This is a genomic window from Pseudarthrobacter sp. NPDC055928 (assembly GCF_042270935.1).
Classification (GTDB): Bacteria; Actinomycetota; Actinomycetes; order Actinomycetales; family Micrococcaceae; genus Arthrobacter.
In genome coordinates this window covers 51,739-73,654 of record NZ_JBHJZH010000008.1, presented here as the reverse complement: position 1 = coordinate 73,654, position 21,916 = coordinate 51,739, and the positions used below count along the sequence as shown (strand labels likewise).

At 64.6% G+C, this 21,916-nt stretch carries 21 protein-coding genes and 1 tRNA gene; 7 read left to right on the top strand and 15 right to left on the bottom strand.

The window, feature by feature from the left end; all coding sequences use genetic code 11:
* Positions 1-6 precede the first annotated feature (6 nt).
* From ACFC25_RS11840 to ACFC25_RS11805, 8 genes are all read right to left on the bottom strand, one after another.
* Positions 7-1,020, bottom strand: a complete 1,014-nt coding sequence (locus ACFC25_RS11840; protein WP_376045309.1) for a Gfo/Idh/MocA family protein — start codon at positions 1,018-1,020, stop codon at positions 7-9.
* A gap of 34 nt (positions 1,021-1,054) precedes the next feature.
* The gene (locus ACFC25_RS11835; RefSeq protein ID WP_376045307.1) at positions 1,055-1,972 is read right to left on the bottom strand and encodes a sugar phosphate isomerase/epimerase family protein; all 918 of its coding nucleotides are present in this window, start codon (positions 1,970-1,972) and stop codon (positions 1,055-1,057) included.
* Positions 1,973-2,051: 79 nt separating this feature from the next.
* On the bottom strand, positions 2,052-3,563 hold the full coding sequence (locus ACFC25_RS11830; protein WP_376045305.1) for a CoA-acylating methylmalonate-semialdehyde dehydrogenase: 1,512 nt from the start codon (positions 3,561-3,563) through the stop codon (positions 2,052-2,054).
* 45 nt (positions 3,564-3,608) lie between these two features.
* A complete protein-coding gene (gene iolD, locus ACFC25_RS11825; protein WP_376045303.1) occupies positions 3,609-5,537 on the bottom strand; it encodes a 3D-(3,5/4)-trihydroxycyclohexane-1,2-dione acylhydrolase (decyclizing) in 1,929 nt (642 codons plus the stop codon).
* A 39-nt stretch (positions 5,538-5,576) separates the two neighbouring features.
* The gene (locus ACFC25_RS11820) at positions 5,577-6,518 is read right to left on the bottom strand and encodes a deoxyribose-phosphate aldolase (RefSeq protein WP_376045301.1); all 942 of its coding nucleotides are present in this window, start codon (positions 6,516-6,518) and stop codon (positions 5,577-5,579) included.
* Positions 6,515-7,516 (bottom strand): 5-dehydro-2-deoxygluconokinase, encoded by a 1,002-nt coding sequence (gene iolC / locus ACFC25_RS11815; protein WP_376045299.1) that lies wholly within the window; start codon positions 7,514-7,516, stop codon positions 6,515-6,517. The genes ACFC25_RS11820 and iolC overlap by 4 nt, the downstream gene beginning before the upstream one ends.
* Before the next feature lie 202 nt (positions 7,517-7,718).
* Entirely contained in the window at positions 7,719-8,123 is a 405-nt protein-coding gene (locus ACFC25_RS11810) for a tautomerase family protein (RefSeq protein ID WP_337346366.1), read from the bottom strand.
* Positions 8,124-8,496: 373 nt separating this feature from the next.
* Positions 8,497-9,708 carry an MFS transporter gene (locus ACFC25_RS11805; protein WP_376045297.1) on the bottom strand — a complete coding sequence of 404 codons (1,212 nt, stop codon included), beginning with the start codon at positions 9,706-9,708 and terminating at the stop codon, positions 8,497-8,499.
* A gap of 169 nt (positions 9,709-9,877) precedes the next feature.
* Between ACFC25_RS11805 and ACFC25_RS11800 the strand changes: the two genes are divergently transcribed.
* From ACFC25_RS11800 to ACFC25_RS11790, 3 genes are all read left to right on the top strand, one after another.
* On the top strand, positions 9,878-10,327 hold the full coding sequence (locus tag ACFC25_RS11800; RefSeq protein ID WP_337346364.1) for a MarR family transcriptional regulator: 450 nt from the start codon (positions 9,878-9,880) through the stop codon (positions 10,325-10,327).
* A gap of 171 nt (positions 10,328-10,498) precedes the next feature.
* Entirely contained in the window at positions 10,499-10,864 is a 366-nt protein-coding gene (locus tag ACFC25_RS11795; protein ID WP_337346363.1) for a metalloregulator ArsR/SmtB family transcription factor, read from the top strand.
* A complete protein-coding gene (locus ACFC25_RS11790; RefSeq protein WP_337350366.1) occupies positions 10,861-11,343 on the top strand; it encodes an SRPBCC family protein in 483 nt (160 codons plus the stop codon). The genes ACFC25_RS11795 and ACFC25_RS11790 overlap by 4 nt, the downstream gene beginning before the upstream one ends.
* A 149-nt stretch (positions 11,344-11,492) precedes the next feature.
* On the opposite strand, the gene sucD is transcribed toward ACFC25_RS11790, so the two are convergent.
* From sucD to ACFC25_RS11760, 6 genes are all read right to left on the bottom strand, one after another.
* Positions 11,493-12,395 (bottom strand): succinate--CoA ligase subunit alpha, encoded by a 903-nt coding sequence (gene sucD / locus ACFC25_RS11785; protein WP_337346361.1) that lies wholly within the window; start codon positions 12,393-12,395, stop codon positions 11,493-11,495.
* 11 nt (positions 12,396-12,406) lie between these two features.
* Entirely contained in the window at positions 12,407-13,576 is a 1,170-nt protein-coding gene (gene sucC / locus ACFC25_RS11780) for an ADP-forming succinate--CoA ligase subunit beta (RefSeq protein ID WP_337350367.1), read from the bottom strand.
* 222 nt (positions 13,577-13,798) lie between these two features.
* A complete protein-coding gene (locus tag ACFC25_RS11775; RefSeq protein WP_376045296.1) occupies positions 13,799-14,506 on the bottom strand; it encodes a hypothetical protein in 708 nt (235 codons plus the stop codon).
* An 18-nt stretch (positions 14,507-14,524) separates the two neighbouring features.
* Positions 14,525-15,823: a glycosyltransferase gene (locus tag ACFC25_RS11770; protein WP_376045295.1), complete on the bottom strand. Its 1,299-nt coding sequence runs from the start codon at positions 15,821-15,823 to the stop codon at positions 14,525-14,527.
* A 109-nt stretch (positions 15,824-15,932) separates the two neighbouring features.
* The gene (pcrA, locus tag ACFC25_RS11765) at positions 15,933-18,425 is read right to left on the bottom strand and encodes a DNA helicase PcrA (protein ID WP_376045526.1); all 2,493 of its coding nucleotides are present in this window, start codon (positions 18,423-18,425) and stop codon (positions 15,933-15,935) included.
* Between the two features lie 107 nt (positions 18,426-18,532).
* The gene (locus tag ACFC25_RS11760) at positions 18,533-19,363 is read right to left on the bottom strand and encodes an inositol monophosphatase family protein (RefSeq protein ID WP_376045294.1); all 831 of its coding nucleotides are present in this window, start codon (positions 19,361-19,363) and stop codon (positions 18,533-18,535) included.
* A 32-nt stretch (positions 19,364-19,395) separates the two neighbouring features.
* Here ACFC25_RS11760 and ACFC25_RS11755 point away from each other — a divergent pair, with 32 nt between their 5' ends.
* Positions 19,396-20,043, top strand: a complete 648-nt coding sequence (locus tag ACFC25_RS11755) for a hypothetical protein (RefSeq protein WP_337350372.1) — start codon at positions 19,396-19,398, stop codon at positions 20,041-20,043.
* Positions 20,044-20,071: 28 nt separating this feature from the next.
* On the opposite strand, the gene ACFC25_RS11750 is transcribed toward ACFC25_RS11755, so the two are convergent.
* Complete coding sequence (locus ACFC25_RS11750; RefSeq protein WP_337346354.1) at positions 20,072-20,833, bottom strand: DUF998 domain-containing protein; 762 nt, start codon at positions 20,831-20,833, stop codon at positions 20,072-20,074.
* An 83-nt stretch (positions 20,834-20,916) separates the two neighbouring features.
* Here ACFC25_RS11750 and ACFC25_RS11745 point away from each other — a divergent pair.
* From ACFC25_RS11745 to ACFC25_RS11735, 3 genes are all read left to right on the top strand, one after another.
* Positions 20,917-20,989: transfer RNA gene (locus tag ACFC25_RS11745), tRNA-Arg, on the top strand.
* Position 20,990: 1 nt separating this feature from the next.
* Positions 20,991-21,482, top strand: a complete 492-nt coding sequence (locus ACFC25_RS11740) for a DUF6314 family protein (protein ID WP_376045293.1) — start codon at positions 20,991-20,993, stop codon at positions 21,480-21,482.
* Positions 21,479-21,910: an NUDIX domain-containing protein gene (locus ACFC25_RS11735; RefSeq protein WP_376045292.1), complete on the top strand. Its 432-nt coding sequence runs from the start codon at positions 21,479-21,481 to the stop codon at positions 21,908-21,910. Before ACFC25_RS11740 ends, ACFC25_RS11735 begins: the two co-directional genes overlap by 4 nt.
* The last annotated feature ends 6 nt before the right edge of the window (positions 21,911-21,916 follow it).

Genomic DNA, 21,916 nt, shown 5'->3' with positions numbered 1-21,916 from the left:
CAGGGGCTAGCTGTAGAGATCAGGCTTGGTGTTGAGCCGGACCTGTACCTTTTCGCCGGATTTCTGGGCCTCGACGCCGGCCTCGCAGCACGCCGCGGTGGCGTAGCCGTCCCAGGCGGTGGGGCCACCGATCTCGCCGCGGCGGGCGGCGTCTGCCCAGGCCTGGACTTCGACGTCGTACGCGGCACCAAAGCGGTCCTCGAATCCGGGGGTGATCTTGCCGCCCCAACGGCCCGAGGTGCGGATGTACGGGCCGCCGTCGCCGCCGATGGTGACGATGCCGTCCTCGAAGGAGGCCTGTGTGGCCACTTCGTAGCCAAACTTGGCGTTGACGTAGATTTCGACGTCGGCCAGGACGCCTGATTCGGTTTCGATCAGGACGTGTTGGGGGTCGTGCTGGCCGGCGGGCGCATTCTTTGTTGCCTTGCCCAGGCGGACCTGCACGGAAGTGATTTCCTCGCCGGTGAAGAAGCGGATGGCGTCGAATTCGTGCACCACGGAGTCGTTGATCAGCATCTCGTTGGTGAAACCGGGCGGGGTGGTGGGGTTGCGGTGCTGGTGGTGGAGCATCAGCAGCTCGCCAAGTTCACCACTGCGGATGATGCCGCCCAAGGCGGCGTATTCGGCGTCGAACCTGCGCATGAAGCCCACCTGAATGCGCTTGCGGCCCAGCTTCACTTCGGCCTGGACAATCTTCCAGGAGGACTCGGCGCCCGGAGTCAGCGGCTTTTCGCAGAGGATGGGGATGTCTTTGGCGATCGCCTTGAGCAGGATGTCCTCGTGCAGGAAACCCGGCGTGGCAATGAGGACGGCGTTAACGTCGCCGTTGTTCAGCGCCTCGTTGGCATCGGCCAAGGCGACGGCGGCGGGAATGCCTTCGATGGCTGCCTGGGCACGGGACAGGTCAACGTCGACGACGGCGGCTACTTCAGCGCCGTGAATGCGGCTGTTGAGGCGCTGGATGTGGTCCGCGCCCATGCGGCCGGCGCCGATGACGGCGACGCGAAGGGTTTCAGTCATGGTTCTTCCTTACGTTTGGTGTGCCTGGGCGGCGTCAGCTGACGGCGGTACGGGAACCGCAGGACAGCAGGTAGTTGCGGGTGCGCTTGGCGATCGGCATGGGGACGTCGAACGCTACCGGGTACATGTCCTGCTCCACAATTCCGAAGATGGGGCGGTTCAGTGCCTCGACGGCTTCGATGACTGCACGCAGGTCCGGCAGCCCGTTCGGTGGCTCGGTCATGACGCCGGCCAGGTTGGCCGCGGCCCAGGTCATGTTTTCCTCGTTGACCTTTTTCAAGATGTCCGGGTTGATCTGCTTCAGGTGTAGGTAGCCGATCCGGTCCGGGTAGTTCTTGATGAGCTCAAGGCTGGAAGCTCCGCAGTATTCGGCGTGGCCGGTGTCCAGGCACAGATTCAGGTACTTCGGATCCGTGGCAGCGAGGAGGTGTTCGATGTCTTCCTGGGCGCCCACGTGTGAGTCTGCGTGCGAGTGGAACTGCTGCTTCAGGCCAAAGTCTTCGAGCAGGGTCTTGCCCAGGCGGTTGTGGCCGGCGAACAGGTCACTCCAGGCCTTTTCGGTGAGCTGGCCGCTTTCCACGGCCTCGCCGGTGACGTCATCGCGCCACATCGCGGGGATGACCACCATGTGCTCGCCGCCCATGGCTGCGGTGAGTTCTGCGACCTTTCGGGCCGGCTCCCAGGCGGTCTCCCACTGGTCCAGTCCGCGGTGGAACGCCGTGAAAACAGTTCCCGCGGTGACTTTCAGGTCACGCTGCTTGAGCTCTTCGGCGAGCCGGGCGGGGTCGTTCGGGAGGTAGCCGTAGGGGCCGAGTTCGATCCACTTATAGCCGGATTCGGCCACTTCGTCGAGGAACCGCTCCCAGGGGGTCTGCTTGGGGTCATCCGCGAACCAGACGCCCCAGGAGTCCGGCGCTGTGCCGATGATCAGCTTGTTCTCTACGTCAGTCATGATCATTCCTTCTCATCGATTGCTCCGTGGGTGCCCTTTTGGACGTTCAAAACGGCGGTTAGGGAGCAATCGATCGTGGTCAGTTGGAGGGGAAGTTGTAGGAGGCGCCGGAGGCGTGGGTGGGTTCGGGCCAGCGGGACGTGATGACCTTGCCGCGGGTGTAGAAGGAGACGCCTTCGGGGCCGTAGATGTGTTTGTCGCCGAACAGGGAGGCTTTCCAGCCGCCGAAGGAGTGGTAGGCCACCGGCACGGGCAGGGGCACGTTAATACCGATCATGCCCACGGTCACGGAGCGCTGGAACTTCCGGGCGGCCGCGCCGGAGGAAGTAAAGATCGCGGTGCCGTTCCCGTACGGGTTGGCGTTGATCAGCGCGATGCCGTCCTCCAGGGTGTCCACGCGGACCACCACGAGGACGGGTCCGAAGATTTCCTCGGTGTACGCGCTCATCCCGGTCTTGACGTGATCGAGCACGGTGGGGCCGACCCAGAAGCCGTCCTCATGGCCGGGGACCACGAGGTCGCGGCCATCCACCACCATCGCAGCTCCGGCGGCTTCTGCCTCCGTGACGATCCGGACAATCCTCTCCCTGGAGGCCGGGGTGATGACCGGGCCCATTTCCGCGCCCGGCGCGGTGCCGTTATCCACCTTCACGGCCAAGGCACGCTCTTCGACCTTCTTGACGAGCAGGTCCGCGGCGTCCCCGACCGCGACGGCCACGGAAATCGCCATGCACCGCTCCCCCGCGGAGCCGAACGCGGCGGCCGCGAGGTGGTCCGCGGCGTTGTCCAGGTCGGCGTCGGGCAGCACGATCGCGTGGTTCTTCGCCCCGCCGAGGGCCTGGACCCGCTTGCCATGCTTGGTGGCGGTCTCATGGACGTATTGGGCGATCGGGGTGGACCCGACGAAGGAGATCCCGTCCACATCCGGGTGGGTCAGGAGCCCGTCCACGGTCTCCTTGCCGCCGTGCAGGACCTGGAACACCCCATCAGGCAGCCCGGCGTCCTTCCACAACCTGGCCAGCAGCATCGAGGCAGACGGGTCACGCTCGGAGGGCTTGAGGATGAACGCGTTACCCGTAGCGATCGCCATCGGCGCCATCCACAACGGCACCATCACCGGGAAGTTGAACGGCGTGATCCCCGCGACCACACCGAGCGGCTCACGGAAAGAGAACACATCGATGCCCGTGGAAACCTGGTCCGAGTAATCGCCCTTAACCAGGGTCGGGATCCCACAAGCGTATTCAATGACTTCCAGGCCGCGGCCGATCTCACCCTTCGCATCCGAAAGGACCTTCCCGTGCTCGGCCGTAATCAGCTCAGCCAACTCATCCACGTGCGCCGCGACCAGTTCACGGAACTTGAACAACACCGCGGTCCGCTTCGCCAACGAAATATCACCCCAGGTATCCGCAGCCTTCCGGGCAGCGGCCACCGTGGCGTCCAGGTCCGCCCGGCTGGCCAGCCGCAACTCCCCGGACACGGCACCGGTGGCCGGGTTATAGACCGGCTGCGTGCGATCGCCCTCGCCGACAGTCTCGGCACCGTTGATGAAGTGGCTGATGGTGGTGGTCTCAGTGGTGACAGTCATGGGACTCTTCCTTGAGTAGTCGAAGGGGGATGAAGTTCAGGGGTTCTAGCCGAGCAGTTTGCGCTGGCGGGACTTGTGGTCGGTGTAGGTCTGGTAGGCCTGCTTTGTGGAGTCGAGCTCGGAGACCTGGGAGACCGGAACGTCCCACCAGGACTCGGAGGATGGGGCGTCCAGCAGCGGGTCGGATTCGACGTGGATCAAGATGGGCCCGCCGCGTTCCGGGGCTGCTTTGGCGTCGCGGATGGCCTGTTTGAGTTCAGCGATGACCTTCTCGCCGGGCTCGATCCGGACCACCTTCACGCCCAGGGATTCGGCGTTAAGGGCCAGGTCCACGGGGAGGGTTTCGCCCTCGTCGAAGCTGTGCTGTTCTTCGTTCAGGGCCCGGTATTGGGTGCCGAACCGCTGCGAACCCAGCATTTCGGAGAGGGAGCCGATGGAGGCGTAGCCGTGGTTCTGGATCAGGACCACGATAAGTTTGATCCGTTCGGCGACGGCGGTGACCAGTTCGGTGTGCATCATCAGGTAGGAGCCGTCCCCCACCATCACCACGACGTCGCGCTGGGTTCCGCCGCGTGCGGTTTCGGCCAGGGCCGCGCGCTTGACGCCCAGGCCGCCGGGGATTTCGTAGCCCATGCAGGAGTACGCGTATTCGACGTGGTAGCCGTACGGGTCACGGACGCGCCACATCTTGTGCAGGTCACCTGGAAGGGAACCGGCCGCGCAGATGACGACATCGGGCGCGTCCATGGCCCGGGACGTGGCGCCGATGATCTCGTTCTGCGCCGGCAGCGGCGTGAACCGGGTATCGAACGCCTCGTCCACGGTGGCGTCCCAGCGCTGCTTCTGCGCCGCGATGGCCGCTTCGAGGTCCGCACCGACGCGGTACCCGCCCAGGGCTGCATTGAGCTTGACCAGGGCCTTGCGCGCGTCGGCCACAATCGGCAGCGTACTGCCGTGCTTGTACGCATCAATCGCGGCGACGTTGATGTTGATGAAGCGCACGTCCGGGTTCTGGAACGCCGTGCGGGACGCGGTGGTGAAGTCCTCGTAGCGGGTGCCGATCCCGATGATCAGGTCCGCTTCGGCAGCAATGGCGTTCGCCGCCGTCGTACCCGTCGAACCAATCGCGCCGAGGGACTGGGCGTGGTCCCAGGGCAGGACGCCCACACCGGCCTGCGTGTTCCCCACCGGGATACCGGTCAGCTCCGCGAACCTGGCGAGTTCGTCGTTGGCGTAGGCGTAGAGGACGCCGCCGCCGGCGATGATCAGCGGCCGCTTCGCAGCACGGATGGCCTCGGCGGCTCGGGCGATGTCGTCGTCGTCGGCGTCGGGGCGGCGGATCCGCCACTCCCGCTCGGCCAGGAACTCCTCCGGCACATCAAAAGCCTCGGCCTGGACATCCTGCGGCAGCGAAATCGTCACAGCACCGGTCTCCGCCGGATCCGTCAGGACCCGCAGGCCATGGTGGAACGCCGAGAACAGCTGCTCCGGCCGGGAAACCCGGTCAAAGAATTTAGACAACGGCCTGAACGCGTCGTTGACTGTGATGTCGTAGGCATAGGGCTGTTCGAGCTGCTGCAGGACCGGGTCCGCGGCGCGGGTGGCGAACGTATCCGACGGCAGCAGCAGTACCGGGAGCCGGTTCGTCGTCGCCAAGGCCGCACCGGTGAGCAGGTTCGAGGAACCCGGCCCGATCGAAGTGCTGATCGCGAACGTCTGGCGCCGACGGGTGTGCCGGGCGTACCCGACAGCCTGGTGCGCCTGCGCCTGCTCGTTACGGCCCTGGTAGTAGGGCATGATCTGCGGGTCAAGCTGCTGGTATTGCTTCAAAGCCTGTCCGACACCGGCGACGTTGCCGTGCCCGAAGATCCCAAACGTGCCCGGAATCAGGCGTTCACGGAAGTCCACCCCGCCGACGGAATCGACGGTGTACTGCTTGGAAAGATACTCGACGACGGCCTGGGCCACGGTCATTCGACGGGTCCCTGATGCTGTTCTCGTCCCCATGGGAAGTTACTCCGATACTTCTGCTGATGCGGTGTGGTTAAGGAGGGAAGCTGCGGTGGCCACGGCGCCGGCAACATCGCCGTCGGCCGGATACAACAACGTCCGCCCGACAGTGAGGCCCTGCACGCCGGGAAGCGCCAGGGCGGCTTCCCAACTGGCGAAGACTTCGTCCTGCGTACCGTCCGGATCCCCGCCCAACAAAACCGTGGGCATGGTGGTCGCAGCCATGACACGCTCCATCTCCGCCACGACGGGCAGCTTCATCCACGTGTACGCACTTGTTGAACCCAGGCCCTCGGCAATCGCGATCGACTTGATAACGGCGTTGGTGGACAGGTCGTTGCGGACCTTGCCGTGTTCGCGGATGGACAGGAACGGTTCCACCATGGCGATCAGCTTCCGCTCAGCGAGGGAGTCAATGGCCTTCGCGGTCGCTTCCAGCATGGACACAGTGTCCGGGTCGCCGAGGCAGATACGGGTCAGCATCTTGCCGCCGTCGGCCCCCAGCGCCTCCAGTGCAGCGGCCGTGTGGCCGGTGAAGCGGTCATCGAACTCGTTGACCAGGCCGGCGAGGCCGCCGCGGTTCATGGACCCGAAGACCAGCTTTCCTTCCAACGCCCCCAGCAGGAGCAGGTCGTCCATGATGTCCGGCGAGGCGAGCACGCCGTCCACGTCCGGATTGGCCAGCGCAATCTGCAGCCGGTCCAGCAACTGGCGGCGGTCGGCCATGGCCACCGGATCATTCCCGACGGCGAGTGCACCGCGGGCGGGGTGGTCGGCCGCAACGATGAAATTCTGCCGGCCGTACTTCAGGCCAGGGTGCCGGCGCCGCGCCCCGGCTGCCCGGGCAATGGCGTCCGGATCTTCGAGCCGGATGGTGCTCAGGTGCGCATAGCGGCGGGGATCATCGTCCACGGCATTGTTCGAGGCAAGGGGCGTGAGTGTCACAGCGCTGCTCCTTCAGTAGCGAACTGTCCAGGGACAAGGCGGCCGCGTTCCGCCAGCAGCGAGGTGACCTCGTCCGGCGTCGGCATCGCATCGGCACAGGACAAACGGGAGGCAACAATCGCACCGGCGGCATTCGCGTAGTCCAGGACCTGCGCCAGCGGCCATCCGGACAGCAGCCCGTGGCAGAACGCCCCGCCGAAGGAGTCTCCGGCACCGAGGCCGTTGACGGTATCCACCGGAACCGGGGCGGACACCACACGTTCGGTGCGGGTCTTGGCCATGACCCCTTCCGGTCCGAGCTTGACAACGGCGATCTCCACACCCGCAGCCAGCAGCCGGTCCGCCTGCTCATCAGGGGTCCCCTCGCCTACCGCGACGGCGCATTCCTTGTCATTGCCGATCGCCACCGTGACGTGCGGCAGGATCTTCGCGACCTGGGCCCGGGCTTCCTCTTCCGATGCCCAGAACATGGGCCGGTAGTCCAGGTCCAGGACAGTGAACTGGCCCTGTTCCAAGCCGGCCTTCGGGCGGGCCTCGTGCGCCTTGATGTGTGCTTCGCGGCTGGGTTCCTGGCACAGGCCGGTGACAGTGGACCAGAAGATCCCGGCGTTCCGGATGGCGGCCAGGTCCAGCTCTTCGGCCTTGATCTGAAGATCAGGGGCGGTGGGGAACCGGCCGTAGAAGTAGAGCGGGAAGTCCTCCGGCGGTTTGATCGCACAGAACGTCACGGCGGTGGGCCACTCCTTCACCGGCGTAACAAAGGAATCATCCACATTGAACTTCTTCAGTTCCCGGTGCAGGTACGTCCCGAACGCGTCATCACCGGTGCGGGTGATCACACCGGTCCGGCGGCCGTGCCGGGCAGCTGCTACGGCAACGTTCGACGGCGATCCGCCGAGGTACTTCCCGAAGGACGTCACGTCCTCGAGGTCCACACCAATGTCGTTCGGGTAGATATCAACGCTGATGCGCCCGATCGTGAGCAGTTCGTGGGTCACGGTAATCGCGGACCTTTCTCGTTTGAACTCTGTACCTCTGAGCAGCTAGAGCTCCGGTTCCGACCCCCGTGAGCGGGGCCACAACCACTACTTTGCCCTAGAAAACATGTCCTGTCAAAGGTTTGTACTGACATACTTACAACAGGGTTTATGACCATGACGCGAGGCTCGCCGGACGACGCCGGACGATGCCAGGGAGGGGCTACTTCCGGGGAACAGCCAGCTCGCCCGTGACATATTGGGCCCGCCCGAAACCGAAAGACCAGTCGCCCGCAGTGTTCTCCACATATCCAATAAAGACGTCCTCGCCGGCAATGCCTGCGTCAGCAAGCTTTTCCGCTACAGCTGCAAAGAGTCGCTGTTTTGCCTCCTGCGAGCGTCCGCCCTGCGTGAAGATCTGGATCATCACCACCTCGCTCGTGCGCTCAAATCCGAGGCCCGCGTCCTGGGCAAAAATCTGCCCGGCAGGGTGCTCGGTCAGGATATGGAAGTAGTCCCGCTCCGGGATCTTGTATTCCGCGAGGATCGCGTCATGGATCCCCTGGCTAAGACGGCGCAGGTCTTCGGCACTGCGTCCCTGGTTGACGTCGATGCGAACGAGTGGCATTTTTTTCTCCTCAAGTTTGTCCTGACATACTAACAAACTTTGTCCTCGGCAAGCAAGAGTCCCGGCAACGCCGGTGCACCCAGCGCCACCCGCTCCCCGAGGACAGACAGGAAACCAAGTTCGACGACGGACGGTCACCGTCGCAGCGATGGTGACCGTCCGTCGTCGTACTTATGCAGTTGTGCGGTTCCGCGGACACGCGGCCGGAATCAGGGTCCCGGAGATGCTTAGCCATTGAACTCCGCGGGGTGCGGGCCGGTGCGGCCGTCCTTTTCGAGGCCATCGATGACTGATAACTCGTCGGCGGTCAGCTCGAAGCCGAAGACATTCAGGTTTTGGGGTTCTCCTGTTGGGTGGAATAAGAAAGAACGGCCTAGGAAAGGACGGTGACAGGCTCGGCGGCAACGGGGCCGCCGGTGGGTACCTGCTGCGCGGCAGTCCGCTTGGCCCGGGCGGCGGCGATGATCATCACGCCGAGTCCGAGGAGGGTGATGGCGGCGCCGGCCCAGATGGGCGAGGTGTAGCCGAGCCCGGCGGTGATGGTCACGCCGCCGAGCCAGGCTCCGAGGGCGTTGCCTACATTGAAGGCACCGATGTTGGCGCCCGAGGCCAGGGTGGGGGCGCTGCTGGCATATTTCATGACGCGCATCTGCAGGCCTGGGACGGTGGCGAATCCGAAGCCGCCCATCAGGATTATCGAGGCGACCGTAAGGACCTGATTGCCAGCGGTCAGGGCAAAGCCGACGAGGACAACCACCAGGACGGCGAGTACCACCATGAGGGTGCGGTCCACGTTCCGGTCCGCCGCTTTGCCGCCCAGGGTGTTGCCGATGAAGAGCCCCACGCCGAAGACGATCAGCAGCCACGGCACAGTGGTCGCGGCGAAGCCGGAGACCTCGGTGAGCGTGAAGGCAATATATGTGAAGGCGCCGAACATGCCGCCGTAGCCGAGGATCGTAACCAGGATGGAGAGCCACACCTGGCCGGATCGGAAGGCACGCAGTTCGCTGCGGAGGGTTCCCGGAGTAGTGTCTCCGTGACCGGTTTTGGGAACCAGGGTGAGGATTCCCGCCAGGGCGATGACGCCAATGACGGTGATGGCCCAGAAGGTGGAGCGCCAGCCTGCCGCCTGCCCCAGCATGGTGCCGAAGGGCACGCCCAGGACATTGGCGGCGGTGAGCCCGGTGAACATGATGGCGATGGCCCCGGCCTTTTTGGTGGGAGCCACCATGTCCGCGGCCACCACGGCACCGATGCCGAAGAAGGCACCGTGGGCCAGGGCGGCGATGATGCGTCCGATCATCATCATCCCGTAGCCGGGCGCGATCGCGGAGATGAGGTTGCCGGCGATGAACAGCACCAGCAGCACCGCCAGGACGGGCTTGCGTTCGAACCGGGTGACGGCCGCGGTGAGCAGCAGGGCGCCAACAACGACGGCGAGGGCGTAGCCGGAGATCAGCCAGCCTGCCGTGGCCTCGCTGACCTGGAAATCGGCGGCAACCTCGGGCAGCAGGCCCATGATGACGAACTCGGTGAGTCCGATGCCGAACCCGCCAAGGGCGAGGGCTATCAGGCCAATGGGCATGGGATGCTCCTTCAAAAACTGTACGGAATGAGATAGGACGCGTAAGCTAGTAGTTGCAGACGCGTTATTTATTGTTGCACACGCAAATACAGCGCGCAAGCAACTATTATTGGTCGTGTCCGCACGCATCCCATTGGGCCGCTGGACAGCATCGGAAGAGGATAAAGAAATGGGCATCAAGGACGACGCCATGGAGGTCCGGGCGCAGGGTTGGCGCACCCTGGCGGCGCTTCACGGGATGATCGAAGGTGAGCTGGAACGCTCGCTCCAGGCCGAATCACAGCTATCAGTAGTGGAGTACACCGTGCTGGACGCGCTCAGCCGGCAGGACGGCTGGCACATGCGAATGCAGCAACTGGCCCGCGCCACCGCCCTCAGCGCCAGCGCCACCACCCGCCTGGTAAATCGGCTCGAGGAAAGGGGCCTCCTGACCCGGATCCTCTGCGCGGACGACCGCCGCGGAATCTACACCGAGCTCACGGCCGGTGGGATCAAGCTGCTGGAGGAGGCCCGGCCGGTACACGATGCCACCCTGGAACGCGCCCTGGCCGAGGCCCATGAGGTTCCCGAATTGGCCGCCCTGGTGGACGCCCTCCCCGGCCTCCACGCCCCGGTCTAGCCGCGCTGCCGCATCGCGTTTCTATCCAGATAACCCCCGGTAAACCTCACGCGCGGCATTAGCTGGACAAAAACTCCTTGACCGGCGGCCACATCAGGCATAGATTTGTAATCAACCAATTAGTTGATCAACGATTTGGTTGATTTTGATTCAGGAAGGCCCCGCAGCACGATGAAGTCCACCGACGACGCCTCACTGGACTCGGCTTTTATGGCCCTGGCCGACCCCGTGCGCCGCCTCATCATCGCCCGGCTCAGCCGGGGCCCGGCCACGGTAAACGAATTGGCGGAACCATTCGCGATCACCAAGCAGGCGGTCTCGAAGCACATCCAGGTACTCGAGCAGGCACAGCTGGTCACCAGGACCCGCGACGCGCAACGCCGGCCCGTCCACCTGAACCCCGCACGGCTGGAGGCGCTCACCGCATGGATTGACCAGTACCGGTTGGTCCGCGAGGGGCAGTTCCGCAGCCTCGATGCCGTGCTGCACCAATCCAGCGCCGCCGCGAGCGGCACACAGGCAAAGGACCCATCATGAGCAACGAACTGAAACTCAGCATCCCCGAGGGACTCCCCTTTATCGACTACGAGCGGGAGTTCGACTTCCCGGTCGCGGACGTGTTCCGCGCCCACAAGGACCCGGACCTGATCGTCCAGTGGCTCGGTCCGCGGGGACTCAAGATGGAAATCAACCACTACGATTTCCGCACCGGCGGCGGCTACAGCTACATACACACGGGGCCGGACGGCGTCGCCTACGAGTTCAAGGGAATCTTTCACACCGTCCGTGAAAACGAGTTCGCCATCCAGACCTTCGAATTCGGCGGCTACCCGGACATTGTCAGCCTCGAGTTCATGACCTTCGAGGACCTCGGCAACGGACGCACCCGACTGAAGGGCCACTCGGTCTACCCCACGCAGGAGGCACGGGACGGCATGGCGCAGTCCGGCATGGAGGGTGGAATGACGGAAGGCTACGAGCGGCTGGATGAACTGCTCAGCGGCGCCAAAGTCTGAAATCCAAAACACAAAAGTACGACGTCGGACGGTCACCTTTCCCGTGAAGGTGACCGTCCGACGTCGTGCGTTAAGCAAGAAACGCGGGGTCACCGCACCGTCCCGAGGGACGGCGGGTGACCCCGCGCTGCTGTGTGAAGCTGTGGAGCCTAGAGCGCCGCGTAAACTTCGCGAAGCAGTTTGGCGGTCTCGGAAGGCGTCTTGCCAACCTTGACGCCTGCAGCCTCAAGGGCTTCCTTCTTGGCCTGGGCGGTTCCGGCGGAACCGGAGACGATGGCGCCGGCGTGGCCCATGGTCTTGCCCTCGGGAGCGGTGAAGCCGGCCACGTAGCCAACAACCGGCTTCGTGACGTTGGCCTTGATGAAGTCAGCCGCACGCTCTTCAGCGTCGCCACCGATTTCGCCGATCATGACGATCGCCTTGGTCTCGGGGTCGGCCTCGAACGCGGCCAGGGCGTCGATGTGGGTGGTACCGATGACGGGGTCGCCGCCAATGCCGATGGCGGTGGAGAAGCCAAGGTCGCGCAGTTCGTACATCATCTGGTAGGTCAGGGTGCCCGACTTGGAAACCAAGCCAATGGGGCCCTTGCCCGTGATGTTGGCCGGGGTGATGCCCACAAGGGCCTCGCCCGGAGTGATGATCCCGGGGCAGTTCGGGCCGATGATGCGGGTGACCTGGTTGCCGTCTGCGTCAACCTTGGACTGGGCCAGCGCCCAGAACTCGGCGGAATCCTGGACCGGAACGCCTTCGGTGATGACAACGACCAGGCCGATGCCTGCCTCGATGGCTTCAACAACGGCGTTTTTGGTGAAGGCCGGGGGCACGAAGACGATGGAGACGTCGGCGCCGGTTTCGGCCATGGCTTCCTTGACGGTGCCGAAAACAGTGATCTCGGTTTCGCCGTGCAGGACCGTGGTGCCGGCCTTACGGGCGTTGACGCCGCCAACAATGTTGGTGCCGGCCTTGAGCATCAGGGCGGTGTGCTTGGTGCCTTCGCCGCCGGTGATGCCCTGGACGATGACCTTGGAGTCCTTGTTCAGATAGATAGACATGGTGCGTCCCTTTACTTAGCTGCGTTGGCGAGCTCGGCGGCCTTGTCGGCGCCCTCGTCCATGGTGGCGGCCAGGGTAACCAGCGGGTGGTTGGCCTCGGCCAGGATGCGGCGGCCTTCCTCAACGTTGTTGCCGTCGAGGCGGACTACCAGCGGCTTGTTCGCGGAGTGTCCCAGCTCGGCCAGCGCACCAACGATGCCCTTGGCGACGGCGTCACACGCGGTGATGCCACCGAAGACGTTCACGAACACGGACTTGACCTGCTCGTCACCGAGGATGACGTCAAGGCCGGCTGCCATGACCTCGGCAGAAGCTCCACCTCCGATGTCCAGGAAGTTGGCGGGCTTGACGTTGCCGTGGTTTTCGCCAGCGTAGGCAACCACGTCCAGGGTGGACATGACCAGGCCCGCACCGTTACCGATGATGCCTACGGAGCCGTCCAGCTTGACGTAGTTCAGGTCCTGCGCCTTGGCCTTGGCCTCGAGCGGATCGGCAGCGTCCTTGTCTTCAAGGAGGGCGTGCTTGGCGTGGCGGAAGTCGGCGTTCTCGTCCAGCGAGACCTTGCCGTCCAGTGCCACGATGTCACCTGCGCCGGTCTTGACCAGCGGGTTGACCTCCACCAGCGTGGCGTCTTCCTTCTTGAAGACATCCCAGAGCTTGAGGATCACGGCGGCGACCTTGCCGCGCAGTTCCTCAGCGAAGCCTGCAGCTGCAACGATTTCGTCAGCCTTGGCCTGGTCGATGCCGACGGCGGGGTCGATGGCGATCTTGGCCAGCGCTTCCGGACGTTCGACGGCCAGCTGCTCGATCTCCATGCCGCCCTCAACCGAGCACATGGCCAGGTAGTTGCGGTTTGCCCGGTCGAGCAGGACGGAGAAGTAGTATTCCTCGGCGATGTCCGCACCCTGGGCGATCATCACCTTGTTGACGGTGTGGCCCTTGATGTCCATGCCCAGGATGTTTGTGGAGTGCTCAAGTGCCTCATCGGCGGTCTTGGCAACCTTGACGCCGCCGGCCTTACCGCGGCCACCGGCCTTAACCTGGGCCTTAACGACAGTTACGCCGCCGATCTTCTCGGCAGCTGCCTTTGCTTCTTCTGGGGTGTACGCCACGATGCCAGCAAGCACGGGTACACCGTGCGCCTCGAACATATCGCGCGCCTGGTATTCAAACAGGTCCACGGTTTAGTGTCCTTCTACGTCGAAGTAGTTTCTGTACAGTCGGACACCATCGAAGACGGTGACCGGGCTGCGGAATTGCACGCACCGGCGGCCTGTTGGAAACGAGCCACGCGGCGTGATGCTCCATGGGGAACTCTAGTCCTTTGTGGGGACCGGCCCGTCCCAGACTACCGCTTATGTGAGTAAGGACACTATTCTATGGGACGTAGAAAAAGCCCTAGATTACGGGGTTTTTGCGGCCTCTGACGGGGCCGGGGAGGCAGTTTTTGAAGCCTCGGAAATAAGTTCGTAGCGGTCCCTGGTAACAAAAAACCCGACGCCGGCGGACACGTTTCCGCACGCCACGCCGCCGTTGTAGGCCGAACAACGCAGCCCGTTCCGCTCCACGTTCTGCCCCTCGGCAAGCACCGGCAGCTGGGTGATCGGGCCGGTTTTGTTTCCCTTCGGCCCATAAGCTGCCTCCATTTGTGTGACGCCGGAACGGCACCCGCCATACGTGGCAGATTCCGGGGTCAGAAGCGCGGTTCCGCCGAGATACCCCAGGCCCGTGCCGGCGCAATCGTCCTTCACGTCATCGGCTGCCGGCATGGGAAACTTCGCGAGCTCGCAGTGCGCCACGGGAACGGTGGGCAGTTTGTTGTTCGCGCCGTCACTGAAGTTGTTCTGCTCATAGGGGAGGTTGACGTGTTCACCCCGGGCCGAGGTCAGCGAACAAACGACGCTGCGGTCCTCGGTCACGAAGGACAGGATGTCTTCGCCGGCCCTGAACGGGGCAGTATCCACCAGGGCCGCCTGTTCCAGTTGTTCCAGTGCGGGCAGCGGCGGCGGAGCCACGTAGCCGGGGTCCTCAGTGGTGATGGTGCACGCCGTGCCAGCCAGCAGGAAGAAGGCGGCCAGGATCCCCAAGACAGTCCGTCGCATGGGCTCCATTATGCCGGTCCGGTGACCTTATCCGCCGGTCGGCTTCCGCACACCCTCGACGACGGCGGCAGCAGCCTCAGCTGGGTCCGTCCGGTCGAACTGCTCCTGCATCTTCCGCGCGCGCTCTTTCCAGCTGGGATTGGCCAGAATATTCTCCACGGCTTTGGCAATGGCGGCTGGCTTTGGTGAGTCCGAGTGGAGGTTTATGCCTACACCGGCATATTCCACCCGGGCGTTGACGTCGCTCTTTCCCTCGTTGATGCCCGAAACCACCAACGGAACACCCATCGACAGGCTCAGTTGCACACCTCCGAAGCCACCGTTAGTGATGAACACATCGGTGAACTCGAAGACGCGGGCGAAATCGACAAAATCCCTGACGACGATGTTGCCCTGTGGGTATTTGGCCTTGAGTGCCTCCGTTCCACGGCCGCCGGTCGCAACGATCACCAGGGCGCCCATGTCCTTCACGGCTTCGAGGGCGGGAATGATCAGTTTGTCCTGATCCAGGTTGTCCACTGTCCCTTGCGTCACCACCAAAGTGGCAGGATAGGCGGGCCATGCCTCACCGTCGACCGCCGCCGGACCGGCGGGAGTTGTGGGCCGATAGGGCAGGAGGGCTCCCACGTAATGGACTTTCGGGTTGACGTGCCTGCGCGGGAAATCGAACGACTCCGGGCCTGTCTGGATGATGGCTTCAGAACACCGATAGGGCTCGTCGGTCAACCGCCCGCGGCGGGGTACCACTTGGCCGTAGGCATCGTGCTGCCTCCGGTAGCTTTGACTGGCAGGCCTCAGGATGACCTTGTCGGAAAGAAGGCCTGCAGCAGCCTGCACCACCCGTTCCACGGGATTGCGGGGCGGCTTGAACCCAAAGAACAGCGGCGGCACCAAAGGGTCGCTCTCCATGTTCGGGATAGCTACAAAATTCACCAGGGGCTTGCCCATCAAGTGGGAAACCAGCCGGTGAACGAAATTGGAACTATCCACCACCGCAACATCGAAGGGAAAGTCCGCTTCCAACTCCCGGATGTCCTCGAAAAAATTGCTGACGTTGCTGGCAAAGATCTTTTCGCCGTCGAAACCGATCGCCAATGGGCCCTTGAGCTTAGCCCGTTCCGGATACAGTTCGTTCAGGTTGTCAGCCCGGTGCTCGATGGCCCGGTGGAAGGGGAAATGCCGGATTCCCAGGCTCTGGAGCCGGTCAGCGAAAGTGGGACCCGTGTACCAGGCAACCTCGTGGCCGCGGTCCTTAAGCCGCATCGCCACGCCTGTCATCGGGTTGAAGTGGCCGTCGATTGCCTGGCTTGCGAACAGGATCTTCACGGTAGTGCCCCGAATCTGCCGTTATGGAGACGCCCCAGCCCGGTTCCGTGGCTGCCCGCGCGTTCCTGAACTGTATGACAGACCTAGTCCTTGGACAAGGGCACGCAGCCTAGGCGTCGAGCTTGGTCAACGGCGCGTACCGCAGGAGGAGCCGCTTCTCCCCCACATCGAATTTGACCTTTGCCACGGTCTTGTCGCCGGCCCCTTCCAGTGCCAGCACCGTCCCATTGCCGAAGCTCGTGTGGTTGACCTTATCCCCCACGCTTACTGCCACAATTTCCTTCTGCGGCTGCACGCGGTTCTTCGCGATGGCCGCGGGAACGTCCGCGTTGAAACCGGCCGAAGAGTCGGCCGCCGCCCCTCGTGCCGTGCCCGCACCCCAGAAGGATCCGCTGTACCGGTTGGACCCAATGGATCCACCGCCCCAGCCGCCGCTGGACTGCCGGCTGGTGCCTTCCCGCTTCCACTCCATCAGCTCGGCCGGGATTTCCTCCAGGAACTGGCTGGCGGGGTTGTACTGGCTCTGGCCCCACATGCTGCGGACCTCGGAGCGGGTGACATATAGCCGTTTGCGGGCGCGGGTCAGGCCCACGTAGGCCAGCCGCCGCTCCTCGGCAAGTTCCTTCGGATCCGTGGCGGATCGCTGGTGAGGGAACAGCCCGTGCTCCATCCCGGTCAGGAACACCACCGGGAATTCGAGTCCTTTGGCTGTGTGGAGGGTCATCAGGGTGACCACTCCCAGCCGCTTCGCTTCCGCCACGGCGGCATCGATATCCGCACCCGGCGCGTCCGGGATCTGGTCAGCATCAGCCACCAGCGAGACCTGTTCGAGGAAGGCGCCCAGCGTCCCCTCTGGATTCTCCTGCTCGTACTCGCGGACGACGGCGACCAGTTCCGCCAGGTTTTCCACGCGGGACTCGTCCTGGGGGTCGGTGCTCGAACGCAGGCCTGCGAGGTAACCGGTCTGCTCCAATACCGCCTCGAGGGCCGCGGCAGCGCCTGAGCCTGCCGCTACCTCGGCGAGGTCGTCGAGAAGTTTCACGAAGCCCAGCACCGCGTTGACGGAACGGGTGGCCATGCCCGGGGCTTCCTCGGCACGGCGGGCCGCAGCCATGAAGGACATCCGCTCCCGCTGTGCCAGCGCGGCCACGGCGCCCTCGGCGCGGTCGCCGATTCCGCGCTTGGGTTCGTTCAGAACGCGCCGCAGGTTGACGTCGTCGTCCGGGTTAACCAGGACGCGGAGGTACGCGAGGGCGTCCTTGATTTCCTTGCGCTCGTAGAATCGCGTGCCGCCCACCACCTTGTACGGCAAGCCGACGCGCACCAGGACATCCTCGATGGAGCGGGACTGGGCGTTTGTGCGGTAGAAAATGGCGACGTCGCCGGGGCGCAGGTTGTCCTCGTCCTGGAGCCGGTCGATTTCCTTGGCAATGAACTGGGCTTCGTCGTGCTCGTTTTCGCCCACATAGCCGATGATCTTGTGGCCCTCGCCCTCGGCCGTCCACAGCCGCTTCTCGGGGCGGTTGGGGTTCCGCGAGATGACGGAGTTGGCGGCGCTGAGGATGTTCTGGGTGGAGCGGTAGTTTTGCTCCAGCTTGATGGTGCGCGCCTCGGGGTAGTCGTTTTCGAACTCCACGATGTTGCGGATGTCGGCGCCGCGGAAGGCGTAGATCGATTGGTCGGAGTCGCCCACCACAGTGAGCTCGGACGCGCCGGGCCCTTCGCCGACGATTTCGCGCACCAGCGCGTACTGGGCGTGGTTGGTGTCCTGGTACTCGTCCACCAGGACGTGCCGGAACCGCCGCCGGTAGGAATCCGCGAGCGCGGGAAATGCCCGGAACATGTAGACGGTTTCCGCGATGAGGTCGTCAAAGTCCATGGCGTTGGCCTGGCGCAGCCGCTGGGTGTAGCCCTTGAAGACGTCCGCCACGGCGGACTCGAAGGGGTCGTTGTGGTTGGCGGACAAAGCGTAGGAATCGGCATCGATGAGCTCATTCTTGAGCGCCGAGATCTTGTGCTGGATGGCCTTGGGCGCGAACTTCTTGGGATCAAGGTCAAGGCTCTTGGAAACCTGCGTGACCAGCCGGAGCGAGTCCGCTGAGTCGTAGATGGAGAAGTTGGACTTGAGGCCGATATTGGCCGCTTCTTGCCGCAGGATGCGTACGCAGGAGGAGTGGAAAGTGGAGATCCACATAATCTTCGCCCGGCCGCCCACCAGCGCCTCGATGCGCTCCCGCATTTCCGCGGCCGCCTTGTTGGTGAACGTGATGGCCAGGATCTCGCCATGGTGTGCCCGGCGGGTGGCGATCAGGTAGGCGATCCTGTTACTGAGGACACGGGTTTTGCCCGAACCTGCGCCCGCCACAATCAGCAGGGCGCTGCCGGCGTGTTTGACGGCTTCTTCCTGCTGGGGGTTGAGTCCCTGCAGGAGCTCCGCGGCGTCCGGCCGGTGGTGCGCGGCCTGGTGGGTTTCCGCGCTCCGGCCTCCCCCGCCGCCTCCCATTTCGGCGGCCGTCGCTAAGCCCTCAGGGCGCGACTTGGTGCGGGCAGCGGCCGCCGGGGCGGCCTTGAACGGTCCGTCAGAGTACGGGTCAAACAACATATCCATGGTGCCTACAAGTCTAGGCGGTGGGGCCGACACTCACTTCCGGCCTGTGGATTACTGCGAGCAAGCCCGCGCGACACGCCCATCTCCCAGGGCAGCGGGGCTCAGGCCACCGAGCCGGACTCAAGGGCCGCACGCAACTCGCGTACCGCCGTCGTGCCTCCAGCCATGAACCATTCCAGGCCGTTGATCCGGACCGTGTCCGTGGCACCGCCGGCGGCGCGGACGATCGCCTTGCCGGGGAGCCAGTCCCACTCGGGGCAGCTGTGCTGGAACCAGCACCCCAGCTGGCCGTCGGCCACCCGCCCCAGGTCGCAGGACCCGGAGCCGAGCATCCGCAGAGCCGCGGCGGAGGTTGCGGCAGCGTGCCAGGGCATAGCGCACAGCGGATCCATCAGCCACGTGGGGTGGATGTACGTTGCCGCGCCGAGCTCCGCCACCGGGGTGCCGTTGCGGGATCCGTTGTTGTCGCGGAAGATCCCCAGGCTCTCGCCGTTCAGGGTCGCCTGCCGCGTGCTGCCGCCCAGCCAGAGCTTGTCCTCTTCCGGCTGGAAAATAGCTCCGAGCAGCACGTCCGATGAGTCCTTAAGCGCGATGGCCGAGCACCAGTAGGTGGAGCCGTGCAGGAAGTTGTACGTGCCGTCCACGGGGTCGATGACCCAGGTCCGCCCGCTGGTTCCCCGCACCGAGGCGCCTTCCTCACCCAGGATGCCGTCCTCGGGGCGGCAGCGGCGGAGCTGTTCGAGGACGTACGCCTCAGCCGCATGGTCCGCGGCCGTCACCACGTCAGAAACCGAGGTTTTCTGCTGGGACTGGAGGCCGGCCATACGCATCAGCAGCGCCAACTGCCCCGCCTCCCGGACCAGCGCGGATGCCAGCTGGTAGTCGTCCAGTGAGGAATCAAGTTCAACAGCGCTATGCCGGCCTATGGTCATGCACCCAGTTTATGGGGCGGGATAATGGTGGCATGGCCAAGACACCTGCGCAGCGGATCAAGAAGCACGGCTCCAAGGCGGCTGTTCCGCAGCACCACCTCCCGCCGGTGATCAATCCCACCACTGACCGGTCCCCGCAGACAGCCCGGAACAACAGCAACCTGATCGTCATTGCCGGGGTCGTGGCCAGCCTGTTCCTGTTCTGGTACGTCCACCTGCTGACCCTGGACCAGCTGCGGCAGCTCGCCAGCGGGCTGGCTATGCCGGATTCACTGGTAGGTGGCTTCGACACCGCTTACGTCGGCGAGCTGCATACTGCCATGAACGACGACGCCCGCGGCCAGCTCAACTACGTGCACAAGACCGCGGGCACCCTGTTCCCGCTCATTTTTGGTTTCACGTGGCTCTTGTTGATCGGCACGAACGTGGCCAGGAAGGCCCTCCGTTGGGCCCTCTGGGCAGTGCCGCTGCTGTTCGTGGTAGTCCGGTTGTGGGGCAACGTCGCCATCGACACGGCGCTGGCCGCAGGAACGCCCGACGCCGGCCAGGTCGCCTTGGCGTCCAGCCTCACCGTCGCGGGGTGGGTGCTGTTCGTCCTCAGCCTGCTGGCCGGGGCGGCGGCAGTGTTCCTGGGCAAGCGGCCGCGGCAGAAAGCCAACTCCCCATCGACTGCTCCGTAACAGCCCTTTTGAGCTCCCTAAACGGCGTTTACGGAGCAACGGATGGGTGAAGGCGGCGCTCCTGCCGGTGCCTGTGCACCCGTTGCGCGACCACCAGCCCGGCGGCCGCCATTCCCACGGTGACGGGATAGCCCATCAGCCGCTCCAGCGTGCCGGGTTCGGGAACGTCCATCCTTGTCAGTCCACCAGTAACCAGCGCGGCGGCGGACACCACGCCGCACGCCAGGATGAACCATCCCAACGGTGTCTGGTTCAGCCACAGTATGCCCAGCACAAGCAGTGCCGCGGCCCCGGCGATAAAATACATCACTGCACCGGCAAAATGCCAGGCTGAGCCAACGTCCTCGGGAACCAGCCCCACGATGACTGTGCCTGCTCCCGCGATCCCGGTCAGTGCCCGCATCCAGAGGGCCGCCAACCAGGGCTTCCTGCGCCCCGGATGGACGCGCACACCCGCCCGGGCGGCGATGCACAACAGCCCGGAACTCAGCAGCAGCGCCCCGAGGAGCATGCCCAGCCCCTGGACGACGAACGAGGCGTTCATGAGCCAATGCAGCGGCGAGCACACGTCCCGGCCGTCGTAGATCCCGCAATGAACCGCGCCCAGGTCACTGATGTAGCCAGTCCGTCGGTCATAGGGCTGCGGTCCGGCCCACGCCCCGATCACCGCTGTTTCCGCGGCAAAATACTGCAGGACGCTCAGGACGGACCAGGCACCGACGTACTGGCGGGTGGAGGCCGTGTCCGGGATGTAAACGGCGGCTGGAGCGGACGTCGGGCCTGATCTCATGCCAAGAGCGTAGTACGGCCTCCCACCTTGTATGCTTATATCCGTGTCCGGACGGACCGGCCCTGCCGGTACAGCGGATGCGCGCCCTCGTAGCTCAGTGGATAGAGCACGGCTCTCCTAAAGCCGGTGTCGTTGGTTCGATTCCAATCGAGGGCACTTGAACCTTCCTGAACCCCAGGCTCCCGGGCAGACGGGGGCGGATTTTGATCTCCGCGCCTACCTGCTCGGTCCGTCGCAGGCTGCACGCTGGGCCGTTGAACGGCAGCTGCTGGACCGGACGGCAGGCACCCGCGGAACCTTTTCCGGCGTCGTACTTTTTTCCTCCACGGACGACGGCGGCCTGCACCTTCGCGAAGAGGGCACCATGCGCTGGCCTACCTTCACGGGCCCGGCCTCCCGCGAGTACCTTCTCAAGCCCGCTGAACAGCGTGATGCGATGGACGTGTTTTTCGCCGACGGGCGGCCCTTCCACCGGATGAGCTTCACGCCGGAAGCGAACCTGGACAACCACTGGTGCGATCCCGACACCTACCGGGTGGCGTATGCGCTGGAGGGCCCGGACCGGTTCAGCTACACCTGGGACGTCCGCGGACCCAGCAAGGACCTGCTGCTATCGTCCACGTTGAACCGGCTAGGCTCGAAACCGTGAAAGCCCGCATCGTTGTGTCCGCCGTCTGTGTCTTCGACGCCGCCGGGCGGCTCCTGACCGTCCGCAAACGCGGCACCAGCATGTTCATGCACCCCGGCGGCAAGCCCGAACCAGGCGAAACCGCCGCCCACGCTGCAGCCCGGGAGCTCCAGGAGGAAGTGGGGATCATCGTGGATCCGGACGAGCTACAGCTGATGGGCGTGTGGATCGCGGACGCCGCCAACGAGGCCTCCACCGACATTGAGGCAACCGTGTTCACCGCTCCGGGGACGTGGACGGCGCACCCCTCGGCCGAGATCGACGAGATCCGCTGGCTTGACCTGGCCGCCCTGGATCGGGGTGCCCGGCTGCCCGGGGACCTCGCGCCGCTCCTGACGGACCACATCCTGCCAGAACTGGCCACACTGCGCCCCGGCCCAAGTAGGTAGCAGCAA

Bases quoted from the DNA above. Each gene is read 5' to 3' on its own strand.
- ACFC25_RS11755 (WP_337350372.1), top strand. From the start codon at position 19,396: ATGGCCAAGACACCTGCGCAGCGGATCAAGAAGCACGGCTCCAAGGCG.
- ACFC25_RS11830 (WP_376045305.1), bottom strand. From the start codon at position 3,563: ATGACTGTCACCACTGAGACCACCACCATCAGCCACTTCATCAACGGT.
- ACFC25_RS11835 (WP_376045307.1), bottom strand. From the start codon at position 1,972: ATGACTGACGTAGAGAACAAGCTGATCATCGGCACAGCGCCGGACTCC.
- ACFC25_RS11840 (WP_376045309.1), bottom strand. From the start codon at position 1,020: ATGACTGAAACCCTTCGCGTCGCCGTCATCGGCGCCGGCCGCATGGGC.
- sucD (WP_337346361.1), bottom strand. From the start codon at position 12,395: ATGTCTATCTATCTGAACAAGGACTCCAAGGTCATCGTCCAGGGCATC.
- ACFC25_RS11790 (WP_337350366.1), top strand. From the start codon at position 10,861: ATGAGCAACGAACTGAAACTCAGCATCCCCGAGGGACTCCCCTTTATC.
- pcrA (WP_376045526.1), bottom strand. From the start codon at position 18,425: ATGTTGTTTGACCCGTACTCTGACGGACCGTTCAAGGCCGCCCCGGCG.
- ACFC25_RS11805 (WP_376045297.1), bottom strand. From the start codon at position 9,708: ATGCCCATTGGCCTGATAGCCCTCGCCCTTGGCGGGTTCGGCATCGGA.
- ACFC25_RS11775 (WP_376045296.1), bottom strand. From the start codon at position 14,506: ATGGAGCCCATGCGACGGACTGTCTTGGGGATCCTGGCCGCCTTCTTC.
- ACFC25_RS11800 (WP_337346364.1), top strand. From the start codon at position 9,878: ATGGGCATCAAGGACGACGCCATGGAGGTCCGGGCGCAGGGTTGGCGC.
- ACFC25_RS11760 (WP_376045294.1), bottom strand. From the start codon at position 19,363: ATGACCATAGGCCGGCATAGCGCTGTTGAACTTGATTCCTCACTGGAC.
- ACFC25_RS11795 (WP_337346363.1), top strand. From the start codon at position 10,499: ATGAAGTCCACCGACGACGCCTCACTGGACTCGGCTTTTATGGCCCTG.
- ACFC25_RS11810 (WP_337346366.1), bottom strand. From the start codon at position 8,123: ATGCCACTCGTTCGCATCGACGTCAACCAGGGACGCAGTGCCGAAGAC.
- iolD (WP_376045303.1), bottom strand. From the start codon at position 5,537: ATGACCGTGGCCCAGGCCGTCGTCGAGTATCTTTCCAAGCAGTACACC.
- ACFC25_RS11750 (WP_337346354.1), bottom strand. From the start codon at position 20,833: ATGAGATCAGGCCCGACGTCCGCTCCAGCCGCCGTTTACATCCCGGAC.